This is a genomic window from Lysinibacillus sp. G4S2, from assembly GCF_030348505.1.
GTDB lineage: Bacteria > Bacillota > Bacilli > Bacillales_A > Planococcaceae > Lysinibacillus.
On sequence record NZ_JAUCFJ010000002.1, the window covers coordinates 5,032,033 to 5,048,147 of the forward strand.

A 16,115-nucleotide genomic window follows, 5' to 3' on the forward strand; every position below is an offset into this window, starting at 1 on the left:
GGGACAATACTGGTCAAAACCTAAAAAGCGTGAGAAATCAATTTAGAAACGTTGATTTCTCGCGCTTTTTTGAAGTTAAATTTAGTGTTTCATGGAGGTAGATGTCGATATTTTTCGAAAGTTTGGTGATATATCGAAAAAGTTGGTCGATAAATCGAAAAAGTTAGTCTATAAAAGTTCTCAAGGCAGTAAATCTCCGGAAATATTCTGCCATTAGCAGAGAAATAGGGTAAAGAAAATAGAATGACTTAGTCAAACAAGAAAAAAGAGAAATCGAACAGCATCGATTTCTCTTTTTTCTTTACTATTAGCTAATTTTGTCCAAGCCTCTTTTTTGCTCTTCGGAAGGTAGATGTCGATAAAATTTAAAAGTTGGGCGATCATTCCTGAAAGTGTTCTGATAAAACTAAAAAGTTGGATGTCATTTTGTTAAAACCTATGGCATGTGAATTAGTTGATTGGAGTGAAGACTGGACACCCCCAGGAAGCTTTGCTCTGTGCGAAAGCGGAGCGGCAGCTACAAATGTTTTCTGTGCGAAAGCAGAGCGTCAGCTACAAAGCGCCCTGCCGGAACGGAAATCAACCCCTCGTTTGCGAATAACCTCTCTTCCTATTGTGCTTTTAATCGTAACGTTTTACCTTTAATATCATCTTTCCTTATATATGTTTTATGATAGTCTCCATTAGCCCAATCCATTACTTGATCTTGATACCAAGCAGATTTTACATGTCCACTCTGTCCAGGACCAACGATATGATAGGCTGAGCTTAAATCACCAACATCAACAACAAAGCGCCATGATGCTCCGTGAGTAACATTCCCAGCTAAATCATTATCAGCAGCCTGAACAGTAACCTTTGAACCTCCAATAGGAATCTTTTTAGCATTAAAATATGCCGCAAGAATTGGCGAAGCGTTGCCTAATGTATGGTCAAAGGTAAGTTGATGAAAGTCTCCCCATTTCCATTTCGATGCATTTTTTCCGAATTGATTTTCTATTTGTGCGACAGTGAGCTCTAGTGCCTTGTAAACGGTTGCATCGACTCCGCCCTGTTCCTCAATCCATATACTCTTCTTACCTGCATAGGCTGTACGTAAAAGCTGGTCTGTAATATTAAATTTCCCGTACATTAAATCATACATATCTTCTGGCATCTGATCCTTAAATAACACTTCTTGTAACTTTTGCATTAATGTATGGAACACTAATGGCGCCCCTGAATCCTTTGCATCTACCATGTCCCAATTCTCTAATAATTGAATGACATCTTTATATTTCCCACCCTGATCTTGGGCTTTTATCGACGTTAATAAAGATGGTAAAAACTCACGCGCATATAGGTTGTGCTGATCCATTTGTAAATTCATCATGTCTTCCACTGTTAAAGAATCATTTGCTTCTAACACTTCCTTAATCCGTTCAAAACGATAAGGCTGTGCCCAGAAATCCGTTATATGATAAGGATACTCTTCCCCAATAACTTCATTATTCGCTGTTGCAATAAAGCCTTCTTCTGGATTTACTACAGTCGGTAGCTCATCCCACGGGATAAAGCCCTCCCACCCATAGTCACTAGAATCACCCGGTACTGGTAATTGCCCGTCCCCTTGCTTTCGAATGGGAATTTGACCATTCGCTTTATAAGCGATCGTGCCATCCTTTGATGCAAAGACGAAATTTTGAGCTGGTGCCTTAAAATCTTCTAACGCTTTTTCAAATTCATTCCAGGACTTTGCCTTATTAAATCCTAGTACTGCACGTAGCTCTGACGTCGATTGAAGTGCCGTCCATTGCATCGAAAATTGTGCGGTTGGCTCTGTATCTTTAAATGCTAAATCCGTCATAATAGGCCCATGACGTGTGACAACGACTTCAAAATCTACCGTTTCTCCGTCCTTTACTTTAATCGATTCATCACGTACCTCCGCTTGTTCCCATTTACCATCGTATCGGAATTGGGTTGGATTATCCGGATTTGGTATTTCAATATATAAATCCTGCACATCTGGTCCAACATTCGTTACTCCCCACGCAATGTCATCGTTGTGACCTAAAATAATGCCTGGAATACCTGCAAAGATTACGCCACTAACATTTTGCTCTGGGGATTGTAGATGCATTTGATACCAAATAGATGGTGTGCTTAATCCTAAATGTGGATCATCTGCTAAAATAGGTGTACCATTTTTCGTCTTACTCCCTGATACAACCCAGTTATTACTACCATTAAATTCATTTGGTAACAGGTCTGCATTAAAATGTCCCACCACCGCTACTGGATTATCTTTATTTGCCGCTATTATGGATGCAGCGTTTTCAGGATATTTTATAAATAATTCTTTTGCCTTTTCTTCGCTAAAGTTTTGTAATGCCCAATGACGGAAGGCGAGCGTGTTCCAGTTACCACCTAAATCATAGGCCATATATTTACCAATAGTAAGAGAGTCTACAACGGACCACTCCTCTGGTTCATATCCTAGTAATGCAAATTCATAACTTAATGTATTATTTTCCTTCGCCTGCGCAATAAAAGCATTGACGCCATCCGTAAACCACTCAAGTGCCTGTCTACTTTCTGCATCATAGCTGGATAATGATTTTTCAGCTGCATCTCGTAAACTAAATGTTCGGAAATATTTATCCGTATTAATCGTTGCCTCACCGATTATTTCTGACAAGCGACCGCTCGCCTGTCTTCGCGCTAAATCCATTTGAAACAGTCGGTCCTGCGCTTGAACATAGCCTTGCGCGCGATACAAGTCTGCATCTGTCTTAGCAAAAATATGCGGGATCCCCTTGTCATCTCTTGTGACAGTTACATCCTGATCCAGCATACTCATCGAAAGCTCCCCATCAATTATTGGTTTTGATTTATTCATAAACCATGTAAAACTGATCAATGCGACAATAGCAACTACCGATAAAAGTCCAGCTATAGCAAGAAGCCATTTTTTCCATGTAAACTTTCTCACACCTCAACCCCCTTTTTGCAATATATTCTGTTACCTTTTAAAGATTCGAAGTTTACTGTTTATTGCGTTTATTGCTTTGCAGTATAAAAAAAAATCGTATTTCCTTTTAAGAAAATACGATTTTTTATGTTGTTGAAAAACTATTGTCTCAATGAGATTAGGTGTTATTAATTAAAATATGGTCTTTCGCAAAACAAGGGGTTGATTTCCGTTCCGACTGAGCGCTTTGTAGCTGTCGCTTCGCTTTCGCACAGAGCAAAGCTTCCTGGGGGCGTCCGATGAGCCGCTTCACTCGCGTTGCTCGCTCCAGGGTCTCATCTGTGACGCTAATCGAGGGCACTGAAAAACTCATCAAAATTAAAATTTTTTAACTCAAAAAAAATATCGGGCGCCATTTCATCCTTTTTTAGGAAGGGGTCGTCCGATTTCTTTCATTATTCTTTGCTTTTTTCGTTCATTAGTTTTAAAATTCTCTTCATATTCACGACAAATAGCGTTGCGGCTGCTTGTATTTGCATACCAAATAGACCCGTGGCGTTTGCTTGATTATACCCGTGTCTGTTTTTTATTTCACTATTCTTTGCTTCGATTTTATAGCGTTCTTTTGCCAATTGTTTAAAGGATTCCGTTTCCTGAAACACTTCTTGTTCTATGTGTTCATTTGACAGAAGAGAAACTGAATAACTTTTTGTTTTCGCTCCTTCTTTATAACACCCTTCTTTTAAAGGACAAACTTTACATTTTTCTATATCAAAGAAATATTTTAATTGTGTATTTTGCGTGGAATTCTTACGCTTTTTAATACTTTTACTCTTTGCTAAATGTCCAGCAGGGCACACATATAAATCGGCATCTTTATTAAACTCAAACTTACTTTCTTGCTTCCGTTGACCGTTCGTAATAACAGGATGTAGCCTTGAAATGAGTTGAATCTCTTTCTTTTTTGTGTATAATAAATTCTCTTTACCAGAATACGCTGTATCTCCAAGAATGGTGTTCACTTCTATGCCTGCTTGCTCACTCTTCTCTACTAGCTCTTGTAAATAATTCCCGTCACTTTTTTCACCTGTTGTTACAACTACTGCTGTTATAAGTCTTTCATCACTCATTGCCAAATGTGTTTTATAACCAAAGAAAGGATTCTCTTTAGATTTATAACCGACACGTGCATCAGGATCAGCTGAGTAATTTATTTTAAGCTCATAATCTTCAATAACTTCTTTGAGGACATTTACTTTTTCTTGTACACTTGGTATTTGAGCAATAGCCTTATTTTCTTCTATTATTTGAATGACTTGGTGACAATAGTCCACTTCTTTTTGGATATCTTGAGAAGTCGGTTTAGTGGGAAATTTTGATTTCATTGTTTCATCGAATTGATACACGGCTTTTCGTACCTGTTTTGATTTCTCTTGTAAAAACTCTTTCGGGGACTTCTGTTGGTAGCGTGCCTTCGTATGTGTTGCGTCTACAATCAATGTTTTACTTTTTAAAACACCCTGTGCAATAGCTAGTTCTACGGTTTTGTGAATGAGTAAATCTAACAATTGGACATCTTGTAAACGTAATCGACGGAATTTTGTTAAAGAACTTGCCTCAATAACACCTTCTTCTGGTGCCATATCTAAAAAATATTTAAAGGACATATCATATTTAGAACGTTCTACTACATCAACATCAGAAATATCATAAATTGCCTTAAGTAATAAATATTTGAACATACGAATAGGTGAAATAGCGTAACGACCATTATCTAGACAATATTTAGTCTCTAATTCCTCTAAAACAAAAGTAAAATCAATTAATTCCTTCATTTGACGAAGCATATTATCTTTTGGCACAACTAAATCATAGATTGCCATATGAGGACTAAGAGCAAGCGTTTCTTGTTTGGAAAGCATAAAAAGCACCACCTAAAATGAACAGTATACTAATAATTATAGATGAAAAAGAAAAGGAAGTAGAGAAAAAATTCGCTACTTCCTTTATCTAACCACTTTTTCAGTGCCCTCGACGCTAATCCCCAAGGAGTCGCTCAGTCTCCACTCCAATCAACCAATTCACTTAGCATGTATTTCTTACCATGTCATTCTAATTTATAGTGACAAAACGGAAACTTTAGCAAAATGTTTTCTCTGTGCGAAGCATAGTACTAATAAAGCGACAGCAATGGCAAGATATACACTCTATTTGGTTTAATTATGATGAGTGACCATATCGTTCACTTTTAAAATGGTTAAAATTCAAAGTTCTACGCTATTGTTGATTGGAGTGGAAAGCTACTCGACTCCCGTGGGAAAGCAAGACAGGCGAGACCCTGCACGGAGCAGAGCGGAGGAAGCAGCTCGGCGCTCGCCCACAGGAAAGCGAGTAGCCTGGAACGGAAATCACCTCATTTAAAGTGCCACAACATTCGCAAAGATTTCCTTGACCATTTTATTTTTCATAAATACTAGTTATTAAGCTGTAGCTCGATTGGACAATGATCGCTGCCCATAATTTGTGAATGAATACTTGCCACGTTAATTTTGCTCTTTAGTCTCTCAGAAACAATAAAGTAATCAATACGCCATCCAATATTACGTTCACGTACTTTGTTCATATAGGACCACCAAGTATAGTGGTCTGTCGTATCTGGATGCATGTAGCGGAATGAATCTACAAAACCACTTGCCAATAGCTCAGTCATTTTTGCACGTTCTTCATATGTAAAACCTGAATTACCAACATTCGACTTTGCATTTTTCAAATCAATTTCCATATGTGCAACATTTAAATCGCCACAGTATACTATAGGTTTCTTGGCATCTAGCTCTTTTAAATAGAGCGCTAATCGATCCTCCCACTCTAAACGAAGAGGTAGTCTAGCTAAATCACGCTGCGAATTCGGAGTATAGACATTCACTAAGTAAAAATCTTCATACTCTAACGTAATAATTCTCCCTTCTTCCTGCGACTCATCCTCACCTACGCCGTAACGTACTGCAAGTGGGGTATGCTTTGTAAAAATAGCTGTACCTGAATAACCTTTCTTCTGTGCATAATTCCAATATTGCTCATATCCCTCAAGTGAAATCTCCACTTGTCCAGCCTGACACTTCGTTTCTTGAATACAGAAAAAATCTGCATCTACCTGATTCAAAAAATCTAAAAACCCTTTACCTAAGCATGCTCGAATTCCATTGACATTCCAAGATATAAATTTCATTTGCTGTTTCACTCCTTAAAAAAACACCCTTCGCCATCAGCGAAGAGCGTAGAGTCCTATAAGTCGTCACCAACGATTTTTACTTCTGTTTCTAAATCGATGCCAAACTTTTCTTTCACCACTCGTTGCACCATTTGAATTGTTGCAATATAGTCAGTAGCCGTTGCATTACCTTTATTAACAATAAAGCCCGCATGCTTCGTTGATACCTCTGCATCACCTACGCCTTTTCCTTGTAAGCCACTATCTTGAATAAGCTTGCCTGCAAAGTGACCTGGTGGGCGCTTAAAAACACTCCCCGCAGATGGGTATTCTAACGGCTGCTTAGATTCTCGCTGAAACGTTAAATCAGCAATTTTTGCATCAATTTCTTCCTGCACACCTTTAGCTAATTGAAATTCGGATGATAGTACATAGTATCCCTTTTTGGCAATGATACTTTGACGATATCCAAGTTCAAGCTCTTCTTTTGATAATATTAAAATGTCGCCTTCTTTTGTTAACACTTTTGATGAAATAATAATATCCTTAATTTCACCACCATATGCACCTGCATTCATTGCCATAGCTCCACCAATCGAGCCTGGAATACCACATGCAAATTCAAAGCCTGTTAAAGATGCTGCTGCTGCCAGCTTTGATACATCCTTTATAAGTGCACCGCTTTGCGCGTAAACATGGTCACCATTAATATGAATTTCATCTAAATGTGAAAATGTAACAACGATCCCTCGATGACCGCCATCACGAACGACCATATTAGATCCATTACCTAACATTAATAATGGTATATTATTCACGGAAGCATAGCGAATAACCGTTGCTGCCTCATCCTCTGTTTCAGCGAGAACGAAAACATCCGCTTTACCACCTAATTTTGTCATAGTATATTGCTGTAATGATTCATCTAACTTAATATTGGCTGGATTAACGCTCTGTGCTAAATCCGCCACCCATTGTTCTTTTGTCATGAAGCTAATTCCTTTCTAACGTCCTTCTTACTCTACACTAGTATGGATTTAGAACCCTAATTTGACAAGTAAAATGAAGGGTATTTTTTATCTCGCCTTAACAGGTAACGAGACTCCCTGTGCAGAAATGAATAATAGGATAAAGAAAACTCATGGTCATTAGTATTACATATGTCCAATGTTTATCAATCCATCTGAAATTTCGAGATAGACTTCACACTTTTAAAGCCAGTTCGTTGCCCATGATTCGATATTGCGGATTGCTCCTTCGAGTGCACGCCCTTTATCTGTCAAAGAATATTCAACACGTACTGGTACCTCTGAATACACTTTTCGTTCAACAAGCCCTTCTTTTTCTAGCTCTTTTAAACGTTCCGATAATAAACGGCCACTTACAGGTAATGCAGATTCAATCTCATTAAAGCGCTGTGGTCCATCTAATAATTGATATAAAATTAGCCCTGTCCAGCGTTTTCCAATTAAATCCATTGCTTTAGCTAAACGAGGACATAAATTTGTCTCATTCATTTTTTTCACCTCTTATGTAATCTATTGTAACGATTATTTTAAGAAAAGTAAATTTGAAGTAACTTATTTACTATTTATTATTTGATTACTAAGTGTAACTATAGTTATTTTTCATTTTCGGTATTTACTTTTGATACAACATCATATAAAAGCCAATGATGGCATAAAAAAATTAGCCATGCCCGCCCCATTAGAGAGTAGTCATGGTAGTCTAATATTTAATAAAAATAGCCACTTACTTCTATATAAATGCACATGATTTTATTATTATGACTACTTCTATTGTTGCATCCCCTTTAAGAAAACGTTATGTTGACTAACCTGACTTTCATTGAAACATTCACAAAATAAACTTTTACCAATGTAATATTCTCTCATTTTTCCCAAAAACCCATTGAATATCTGGATTGTTTAATTTATCATTCGTGTAAGATACGGTTTAAGGGTGCTTTTTCAATGAAAAAATATACGATTGATTTTAGTCATTCACCTATTGGCTTTTTTGGACGACATATGATGATATCAAAATATATGGTTAATTTGAATCGTACAATGCAGAAATAGCTGTGTCAGATTTTGAACAAATGAAGGATGAAAAAATATCATTCACAATCGCTGTTGCTAGGAAAACTTTGATTGTGATGCACATCTTGTATTTCCTGATTTTTTTGACGCTGACATTTATCCAAAAACTTTATTCACGTCTACATATATTGAAAACTAGAAGATAAGAAGTTTGAGATTCATGTAGATTCAACTGTTAAAGACATAACGATCCCTATCGTATTTACAACAGTATATACAGGGAACAGTGTAAATCCATGGGCGCAAGAAGTACATGGATTTCAAGCTAAGGCACAGATTGACCGTCGGGATTTTAATTTAGTTTATAACATTCTCCTAGAAACAGATGGTGTATTAATTTTGTAGTGGATCTTGAAATAAATCCTTTATAACAACTTCAAGCACAATATTTCATAGATTGGAGGCCTTTTATGATCGGGTTTGATGAATTCTCTTTTGCAAATTCTTTTATTTCGATAATGTTTTTTATCGTGTTCGGCATCATTGCATTTACTATTGTTAAAAGCATCGTACAATGGTCGAAAAACAACAATGAACCATTATTAACAGTACCCGCTATAGTCGTAACAAAACGGTCTAATACTAGTGGAGGTTCTGGTAACTCTAGTGCTCATACATCGTACTATGTTACGTTTGAAGTACAAAGTGGCGATCGTCTAGAATTAAGAATGAATGGTCGTGATTACGGACAGCTTGCAGATGGTGACTTTGGCTTATTAACATTTCAAGGAACACGTTATCACTCATTTGAGCGACAAAAAAAGGAGAGCAGCGTTTAAACAACGCGCTCTCCTTTTAACATTTAATCATTATTTAATTAAATATTTACCAAAGCCGCCTTCTGTATCTCCTAAATATTCGATATTGCTGCCTGTAGGAATAACTTTTTGCGCATCTTTAGCTGAGTTGTAAATAACTTTAGTATTTGCTGGGAATGGTACAAACGACCAGTTGTTATCCGCAGCAGGATTAATTGTTTTATTTTCCATAATGTAATCTATAACAGCTTGGCGATTTTCGTACGCATAGTTTGTTACGTTAGAGCCGTCTGCATTTTTGAATGTGGCACCATAAGATCCACCAACACGGTAGTTGTTTGTAATAATGATGAATTCTTGTTTTAGATCAATTGGTTTACCGTTATATTGTACGTTTTTAATACGGTTCGCTTTTTCGTCTACTAACTTACCACTACGATCATATTTAGGTGATGAAGTTACATCAATTTGATATGTTAAACCATCTAATACATCAAAATTGTAAGAACGTCCTTCTGGGTCAATAATATTTTGTTCTTCCGTTTTATTTGGATCGATTGTCGTAAATATACCAGCAGCCATTTCTAACCATTCAATTGCTTCTGCTCCTGTTACTTTAATCGTTGCAACAGTATTGTCAAAGTGATAGATGTCTGCCATATTTTTAATCGCAAGCGGGCCTACAGGAATATTTGTGTAATCTGCAGGGTTGTTACGTGAGCCTGCTTTGAAAGGTGCACCAGCTGAAAGAAGTGGTGTGTTTTCATCTGCAGTACCTTTTAATTCTTTTTCAATAAACCATTTTTGAGCTTGAGTCACAATTTGAATTGAAGAATCGTCTTGAACCATTGAGAAATAGCTATGGATTGGTGCTGTTGTCTCACCCACAGGTTGACGAATATACTTTAACGTACCTTCATGTGCTTCTTTAATTGCATCTAAAACTGTTTTAGATGGTTTTAAGCCTTCCTGTTTAATAGAACGGATAGAACCTTGTCCATCCACTACAGCCCATTTAGAGCCTTGTTGTTCTAGCTTTAAGTCAATAACGCCAAGATAGCTACCATAGCTTCCTGCCATTACAGTAGGTACACCGTTAATCGTACCTTTTTCTTGGTCAACATTTTTAAGATTTTTATAGTCACCTGGGAACGTTAAATGAGAGTGACCTGTAATTAAAGCGTCGACACCTTCAATCTCAGAAATTTGGTATCCAATGTTTTCAGCACCTTTTACATAAGTGTCCTCACCAATACCTGAGTGTGAAAGAACCACAATTACGTCTGCTCCAGCTTTTTGCATTTCTGGTACAACTTCTTTTACCGCTTCAACTGGTTCTTGCATCTCTACTTTACCTGCTAAATGGATAGCATCCCATTCAACAATTTTCGTAGGTACAATACCTGTAACGCCGACTTTAAGTGTGTGTTTTTTACCTGTATTATCTACAACCTCTTTATCAAGAATGACATAAGGTTCATACATATGTTTTTTTGTTTTAGCATCGTAAGTGTTAGCATTTACGACTGGATATTTTGCATCATTTAATACTTCATCTAAAAACTCTAAGCCATAGTTGAACTCGTGGTTTCCTAAAGTTCCACCATCATATTTCAGTGCATTAAGTGCAGCAATAGCTGGATGAACTTCACCTGGCTTTAAAACGTTCTCTAACGCTTTATAAGAGCCTAGTGGCGTTCCTTGAATTAGATCGCCATTATCAAATAATAATGTATTCGGGTTCTTAGCACGAGCTTGTTCAATTAATGTAGCGGTGTTTGCTAAACCTACAGTAGCTGATTCAGCATCTAAGAAATAATTATAATTTGCAAGATTTGTATGAATATCTGTTGTACCTAAAATTTGAAGATCCACTGAAGTTGCAGATGTAGGTAATTTGTATTCAGCTACAAAGCGTTCAACAATGCTTTGCATTTGCTCAGTTGTTACATACTCGCGAGGACGAATTGTGTCATCCTCAAAACCTTGTAATATGTTTGCCGCAACAGCATTTGCTAAATCTTGCTTATGTGTACTAGCAATTTGATCTGCATCCTTAAACTTATCTAATACAGAAAGCGGAGCGTTTTCATTCACTAATCCACGAGCAGAAATAACAAATGCTTGTTGACGCGTCATTTTATCGTTTGGACCAAACAATGTCGGAGTTTTACCTTTAATAAGTTTCAACTCTACTGCTTTTTCTACATACGGGGCTAAATCCTTAGGGACGTCAGTGAAGGTAAGTGTGGAACCATCCCCCAGCTCGACATTTAAGCTTTCTACTAATTCTTTCACGTAATCTCCACGAGTCACGTCGTTTGATGCAGCATTTGCGGAAAATCCAAATGGCAACACCGTGAACAGAACAAGTAACATCGCTAAAAATTTAGTCATTAATTTCTTATTCATGTAACAGCCTCCTTATAAATCTAATATTTTCCTACGATTTCTATTATAGTATACTAATTTATATTTTAACTGAATAAATAGACCTAATTGTATGTACTTTTAAACGAATAGCCAAACACTTTACAGGAAAATGATAGATTAATATTATGTCATAATCATTCATCATAATCTGATGTTATTAAATGTAAATCAATAAAAAGTCCCCAGCACCAATATGTCAGACCTCCTTATCACTACCGTACCTCTATGAAAAAAGTAAAAAAAGTCCTCTCAAATTAGAGAGAACTTTTATCAATAAATAATTTATTATGCATTTACAGTTTGTAAAGATTGAGCTACTTTTTTAACTAACTCTAGGCCATTTGCAATAATCTCTTGAGCTTTATCTGGTGAAGCATTATGACCTTCAATGATAACTTCATCGATAATTTCCATACCGAATATGCCACCAACAACGTTTTTAATGTAATTAACTGACATTTCCATCGGCTGAGCTTCTGGTAATGAATAGTAACCACCACGAGCATTTAAAATGATAGCCTTTTTGTCAGTCATTAAGCTAACTAATTGACCGTTTTCACCATATTTAAATGTATAACCAGCTTGGAATACATAGTCAATGAAAGTTTGTAATGTCGCTGGGATTGTTAAATTCCAAAGTGGGAAAGCAAATACGACTACGTCAGCTGCCGTTAAAGCATCCATAGCTTTTTGTTTAGCCGCTAATAGACGTGATTCGATGTCAGTTAACTCTTCACCGTTTTGTACTTTACCAAAAGCATTGAAAAGATCTTGACCGAAATAAGGCATGTCTTCTGCGAATACGTCAAAAGTCGTTACATTTACACCCTGTACATTTTCCATAAATGTGTCATACATTTTTGTTGAAATACCATCCGGACGGTTGTTAGCTTTTACTACTAATACATTCATTATATAAATTCTCCCTTAAAACTCACAATTTAATATCTCGAATTCAAGATATATAAGTATATTAAAAAATTTCCTATAAAAAGTCAATGCTAGTAGACTCAGACTTTTGGCTGAAATGTTGATATTTCAATTCATAATGTGGAGTAGATTTCCGTTTGATCGGGTCCTCCACTATTCTGATCGGCTTCCTTTCAAAACTGATCAGATCCTATTATTTCTTGACCTTGTTCCAACAGAATTAAAATTTACAGCTATCATCCGTACAAACTCCACCATCTTCAGAGCCTGCCATCTTTAGCCCAGGTTGTAAGCCTTCTTCCTCCGCTACTTTACGCAAAGTTTCTTCAAATACTTCTTGAGGTTGTGCCCCAGAAATACCGTACTTGCGATTTAACACAAAGAACGGTACGCCTCGTACGCCAAGTTGTAGCCCTTCTTGTATATCAGTCTCTACCTCAATTTTAAATTCATCGTTTGAAAGAACCTTTGCAACTTCTTCACGATTCAGACCTACTTGCTCAGCAATATCGATTAAAACGTCATCCTGCCCAATACGCTTTGCTTCGATAAAATAATTGCGTAACAGTGCTTCAACAAGTTCAGTAACATCCCCTTGCTGTTCTGCCCATTTTACAAGGCGATGCGCTTTTAATGTATTTTCCTCCATTAGCTTATCGAAATTATAATCTAACCCAACTTCTTTTGCGCGAGCAGCAACACCTTGCGTCATTTCCTTCGCTTTTTCTAGCGACATTCCATACTTTTTCGCCAATGCTTCATACGTAGACACATTTGTATCCACTGGTGTTGTTGGGTCAAGTTGATAGCTTTTATAAACGAGCTCTATCTGCCCTGCAAAGCCAGTATCCTGAATCGCCTGTTCCAATTGTTTTTTACCAATATAACAAAATGGACATACATAATCTGACCAGATTTCAATTTTCATAGCTTGTCACGCTCCTTTGGCTACATTGTAGCGATAGTAATTATACTAAGGCAATTTTTATGCTTCATTGTTTAAATTCCCACATCAATCTACATACTGAACGTAAAAACAATGTGAGGGTTATGTATGACACAATCTCTTTGGCTCGGAACAATTGATCCCGTCTCACTATCATCTCTTCCTGCATCAACAACTTGTGATGTATGTATAATCGGTGGAGGCTTGACAGGACTATATACAGCCTATGTCTTGGCAAAATCAGGTGTAGATGTGGTCTTGCTTGAGGCAAATTCCCATATCGGTCATGGTACGACCGGTCATTCAACAGGAAAATTAACTGCACAGCATAGCTTAGTTTATGCTGATCTTATTGAAAAACTTACTGTAGATGAGGCACGGCTTTATTATCAGCTCAACCAAATAGCTGTAGAAAAAGCATTACAGTTACTTCCTAAAGAAAGCATTCAACAAGTAGATTCATTGCTTTATTGCCAAACAAAAGAAGGCTATGCCCAATTATTAAAAGAATGGAATGCCTATAAAGTATTAAATATTAAGGCGAATTTAACCTCTGATACAGAGCTTCCCTTTCCGATTACAAAAGCACTTAGCATGTCCCAGCAGGCACAAATACATCCTGTAGAAGTTTGTAATTTCCTTGTAAAAGAAGCATTATCAATGGGCGCAAAAATCTATACCAATACCCGTGTTCAGCAATTAAACATACCACAAAATAGCTTACATACCGCAAATGACATGTCGGTTCAATACAACAAGCTTATTTTGGGCACACACTATCCAATCGAAGCCTTTAGAGGACTACAGCTTTTTAAACTTTCTAACAGCCGCTCCTATATGATTGCTGGCAAAATTACTGATACACTGCAAGGACAATATTTATGCGTAGATAATCCTACTCGCTCTATTCGGACGGCTACCATTAACGACGAGCATTATTTAGTTTTAGGTGGGTCTAATCATATTGCAGGTGAAGTAACCGATACGGAGCCCTTTTATGAGGCTATTCAAAATGAAATGAAGGAGCATTTCGATCAGGAGCCGATCTATCGATGGTCAGCACAGGACATTGAAACACCTGACATGGTACCTTATGTTGGCAGAATTACAAAGTCCTTGCCTAATGTTTTCATCGCAACTGGCTATCGAAAATGGGGAATTTCTAATTCTTTTGTAGCTGGAGATTTACTATCCTCTCTAATAACTGGGGCAAGTAATGAGGATGGTGCCATTGCTCTTTATTCACCATCGCGTACAAAATTCGGGGCTCAGTTCATGCAAATGCTAAAAGTAGGTGGCTTCGTAGCTAAGGAGTTTGTAACAGGCTATGTTAGACATGCCAGTACCCCAACTTGCACGCATTTAGGCTGTAAAACAAAATGGAATGAAGCCGATGAAACTTGGGATTGCCCTTGTCACGGCTCTCGCTTTAATGCTAAAGGTGAAGTACTTGAAGGCCCTGCCGTACATCCATTAAAACTAGATTGAAAAAAGAGGTTGCCTTTTTCAGGACAACCTCTTTTCCATTATTTCAATGCTTCAGTTAAAACTGGAACGATTTGTTTTTTACGAGATACAACACCTGGTAAGATTACTCGATTATTTACAAGTTCTGCACCAAATCCTTTTGCTGCAGCCTCTGCTACTTGTCCAATTGCAACAGCTGTTGAGTCATTGTTTAAAATATCTGTTACAACGAAGAAGAATAAGTCTAAGCCATTTTCAGCTACATTTTTGTTTAACAAAATTTCTAATTCCTCTTGGCGACCAAGCACATCGTTAATATCGACAGCGTTTACCTGAGCTACTACAGATTTATATTCACCGAATTGGAATTCTTTTGCATCCAAAGATAAAAGATCTACTAATGATTTATCTGAAAGGTCAGCACCTGCTTTAAGCATTGCTAATCCGTATTCAGCAACATCAACACCTGCAATTTTAGCTAGTTCCTCACCAGCTTTTACATCTTGCTCTGTGCAAGTTGGAGATTTGAATAACAATGTATCAGAAACGATGGCAGAAAGCATTAATCCAGCGATGTTTGCTGGGATTTCTACGCCATTTTCCTTGAAAATTTTGTTTAAAATCGTTGCAGTACAGCCTACAGGTTCTGCACGGTAGTATAGTGGATCAGCTGTTTGGAAGTTAGCAATACGGTGATGATCAATTACTTCTGTAATTTGTACTTCTTCAATGCCATCAGCTGATTGCTGGAATTCATTGTGATCCACAAGAATTACTTTTTCTGCTTCTCCAACTACTGAAGTAATTAATCGAGGTGCCTCAAAGCCAAATTTGTCTAATGCAAATTTTGTTTCATTATTTACTTCCCCAAGACGCACAGCTTCAGCATCTACTCCGATTTGTTGCTTTAAATATGCATATACAAGTGCAGACGTTATTGTGTCTGTATCTGGATTTTTATGGCCAAAAACTAAAACTTTACTCATTAAATTAATTCCTCCTAAATGGCAATAACATTTGTATTTTATTTTATCATACCTTATGGACTAACATGATATAAAGTGAAACTTTGTCTGAATAGGTTCATAACGTGTGGTTGATTTCTTTGATAGAAAGAGCTTGTTTTTCGATAAAAGCCCAAATAGTTTCGATAAAATGAGATTTTGTTTCGATAAAAGCTCAAATAGTTTCGATAAAGAGCGATTTTGTTTCGATAAATCAAAGTATGATTTCCTTTTCGACTGGAGGCGTCCGATGAGCCGCTTTGGCCTACACGATGTAGGTCACGAAGGCGTTATCACAGGACGTGATGTTT

At 37.1% G+C, this 16,115-nt stretch carries 14 protein-coding genes; 4 read left to right on the top strand and 10 right to left on the bottom strand.

Annotated elements, in window-relative coordinates; genetic code table 11:
• The first annotated feature begins 426 nt into the window (after window positions 1-426).
• Window positions 427-645 carry a hypothetical protein gene (locus QUF91_RS25630; protein ID WP_289419784.1) on the top strand — a complete coding sequence of 73 codons (219 nt, stop codon included), beginning with the start codon at window positions 427-429 and terminating at the stop codon, window positions 643-645.
• Here QUF91_RS25630 and QUF91_RS25635 read toward each other — a convergent pair.
• The 6 genes from QUF91_RS25635 to QUF91_RS25660 all read right to left on the bottom strand — a co-directional run bounded on the left by QUF91_RS25635 (window position 611) and on the right by QUF91_RS25660 (window position 7,681).
• Window positions 611-2,974 carry a penicillin acylase family protein gene (locus tag QUF91_RS25635; RefSeq protein ID WP_289419785.1) on the bottom strand — a complete coding sequence of 788 codons (2,364 nt, stop codon included), beginning with the start codon at window positions 2,972-2,974 and terminating at the stop codon, window positions 611-613. The two genes, QUF91_RS25630 and QUF91_RS25635, sit on opposite strands and share 35 nt — an antisense overlap.
• Before the next feature lie 157 nt (window positions 2,975-3,131).
• Window positions 3,132-3,314, bottom strand: coding sequence for a hypothetical protein (locus tag QUF91_RS25640; protein ID WP_289419786.1), 183 nt, complete (start codon window positions 3,312-3,314; stop codon window positions 3,132-3,134).
• A 94-nt stretch (window positions 3,315-3,408) separates the two neighbouring features.
• A complete protein-coding gene (locus tag QUF91_RS25645; protein ID WP_285398117.1) occupies window positions 3,409-4,875 on the bottom strand; it encodes an IS1182 family transposase in 1,467 nt (488 codons plus the stop codon).
• 551 nt (window positions 4,876-5,426) lie between these two features.
• On the bottom strand, window positions 5,427-6,182 hold the full coding sequence (locus tag QUF91_RS25650) for an exodeoxyribonuclease III (RefSeq protein WP_285398815.1): 756 nt from the start codon (window positions 6,180-6,182) through the stop codon (window positions 5,427-5,429).
• Window positions 6,183-6,238: 56 nt separating this feature from the next.
• Window positions 6,239-7,153, bottom strand: a complete 915-nt coding sequence (murB, locus tag QUF91_RS25655) for a UDP-N-acetylmuramate dehydrogenase (protein WP_285398816.1) — start codon at window positions 7,151-7,153, stop codon at window positions 6,239-6,241.
• Window positions 7,154-7,375: 222 nt separating this feature from the next.
• Window positions 7,376-7,681 (bottom strand): winged helix-turn-helix transcriptional regulator, encoded by a 306-nt coding sequence (locus QUF91_RS25660; RefSeq protein ID WP_285398817.1) that lies wholly within the window; start codon window positions 7,679-7,681, stop codon window positions 7,376-7,378.
• Between the two features lie 780 nt (window positions 7,682-8,461).
• On the opposite strand from QUF91_RS25660, the gene QUF91_RS28230 reads away from it, so the two are divergent.
• Both QUF91_RS28230 and QUF91_RS25665 read left to right on the top strand, forming a co-directional pair.
• Entirely contained in the window at window positions 8,462-8,611 is a 150-nt protein-coding gene (locus QUF91_RS28230; RefSeq protein ID WP_350224367.1) for a YceI family protein, read from the top strand.
• A gap of 65 nt (window positions 8,612-8,676) precedes the next feature.
• Window positions 8,677-9,045, top strand: coding sequence for a DUF2500 domain-containing protein (locus tag QUF91_RS25665; protein ID WP_285398818.1), 369 nt, complete (start codon window positions 8,677-8,679; stop codon window positions 9,043-9,045).
• A gap of 30 nt (window positions 9,046-9,075) precedes the next feature.
• On the opposite strand, the gene QUF91_RS25670 is transcribed toward QUF91_RS25665, so the two are convergent.
• The 3 genes from QUF91_RS25670 to QUF91_RS25680 all read right to left on the bottom strand — a co-directional run bounded on the left by QUF91_RS25670 (window position 9,076) and on the right by QUF91_RS25680 (window position 13,315).
• Window positions 9,076-11,436 carry a bifunctional 2',3'-cyclic-nucleotide 2'-phosphodiesterase/3'-nucleotidase gene (locus tag QUF91_RS25670; protein ID WP_285398820.1) on the bottom strand — a complete coding sequence of 787 codons (2,361 nt, stop codon included), beginning with the start codon at window positions 11,434-11,436 and terminating at the stop codon, window positions 9,076-9,078.
• 306 nt (window positions 11,437-11,742) lie between these two features.
• Window positions 11,743-12,369 carry an FMN-dependent NADH-azoreductase gene (locus QUF91_RS25675; RefSeq protein ID WP_285398821.1) on the bottom strand — a complete coding sequence of 209 codons (627 nt, stop codon included), beginning with the start codon at window positions 12,367-12,369 and terminating at the stop codon, window positions 11,743-11,745.
• 238 nt (window positions 12,370-12,607) lie between these two features.
• A complete protein-coding gene (locus QUF91_RS25680) occupies window positions 12,608-13,315 on the bottom strand; it encodes a DsbA family oxidoreductase (protein WP_289419787.1) in 708 nt (235 codons plus the stop codon).
• A 126-nt stretch (window positions 13,316-13,441) separates the two neighbouring features.
• Between QUF91_RS25680 and QUF91_RS25685 the strand changes: the two genes are divergently transcribed.
• Window positions 13,442-14,821 carry an FAD-dependent oxidoreductase gene (locus tag QUF91_RS25685; RefSeq protein WP_285398822.1) on the top strand — a complete coding sequence of 460 codons (1,380 nt, stop codon included), beginning with the start codon at window positions 13,442-13,444 and terminating at the stop codon, window positions 14,819-14,821.
• A 38-nt stretch (window positions 14,822-14,859) separates the two neighbouring features.
• On the opposite strand, the gene QUF91_RS25690 is transcribed toward QUF91_RS25685, so the two are convergent.
• Window positions 14,860-15,786, bottom strand: coding sequence for a manganese-dependent inorganic pyrophosphatase (locus tag QUF91_RS25690; RefSeq protein WP_289419788.1), 927 nt, complete (start codon window positions 15,784-15,786; stop codon window positions 14,860-14,862).
• Window positions 15,787-16,115 lie beyond the last annotated feature (329 nt).

What these genes read in the sequence shown, in the direction of transcription:
- QUF91_RS25645 (WP_285398117.1), bottom strand. Translation starts at nt 4,875, where the DNA reads ATGCTTTCCAAACAAGAAACGCTTGCTCTTAGTCCTCATATGGCAATC.
- QUF91_RS25650 (WP_285398815.1), bottom strand. Translation starts at nt 6,182, where the DNA reads ATGAAATTTATATCTTGGAATGTCAATGGAATTCGAGCATGCTTAGGT.
- murB (WP_285398816.1), bottom strand. Translation starts at nt 7,153, where the DNA reads ATGACAAAAGAACAATGGGTGGCGGATTTAGCACAGAGCGTTAATCCA.
- QUF91_RS25660 (WP_285398817.1), bottom strand. Translation starts at nt 7,681, where the DNA reads ATGAATGAGACAAATTTATGTCCTCGTTTAGCTAAAGCAATGGATTTA.
- QUF91_RS25665 (WP_285398818.1), top strand. Translation starts at nt 8,677, where the DNA reads ATGATCGGGTTTGATGAATTCTCTTTTGCAAATTCTTTTATTTCGATA.
- QUF91_RS25670 (WP_285398820.1), bottom strand. Translation starts at nt 11,436, where the DNA reads ATGAATAAGAAATTAATGACTAAATTTTTAGCGATGTTACTTGTTCTG.
- QUF91_RS25675 (WP_285398821.1), bottom strand. Translation starts at nt 12,369, where the DNA reads ATGAATGTATTAGTAGTAAAAGCTAACAACCGTCCGGATGGTATTTCA.
- QUF91_RS25680 (WP_289419787.1), bottom strand. Translation starts at nt 13,315, where the DNA reads ATGAAAATTGAAATCTGGTCAGATTATGTATGTCCATTTTGTTATATT.
- QUF91_RS25685 (WP_285398822.1), top strand. Translation starts at nt 13,442, where the DNA reads ATGACACAATCTCTTTGGCTCGGAACAATTGATCCCGTCTCACTATCA.
- QUF91_RS25690 (WP_289419788.1), bottom strand. Translation starts at nt 15,786, where the DNA reads ATGAGTAAAGTTTTAGTTTTTGGCCATAAAAATCCAGATACAGACACA.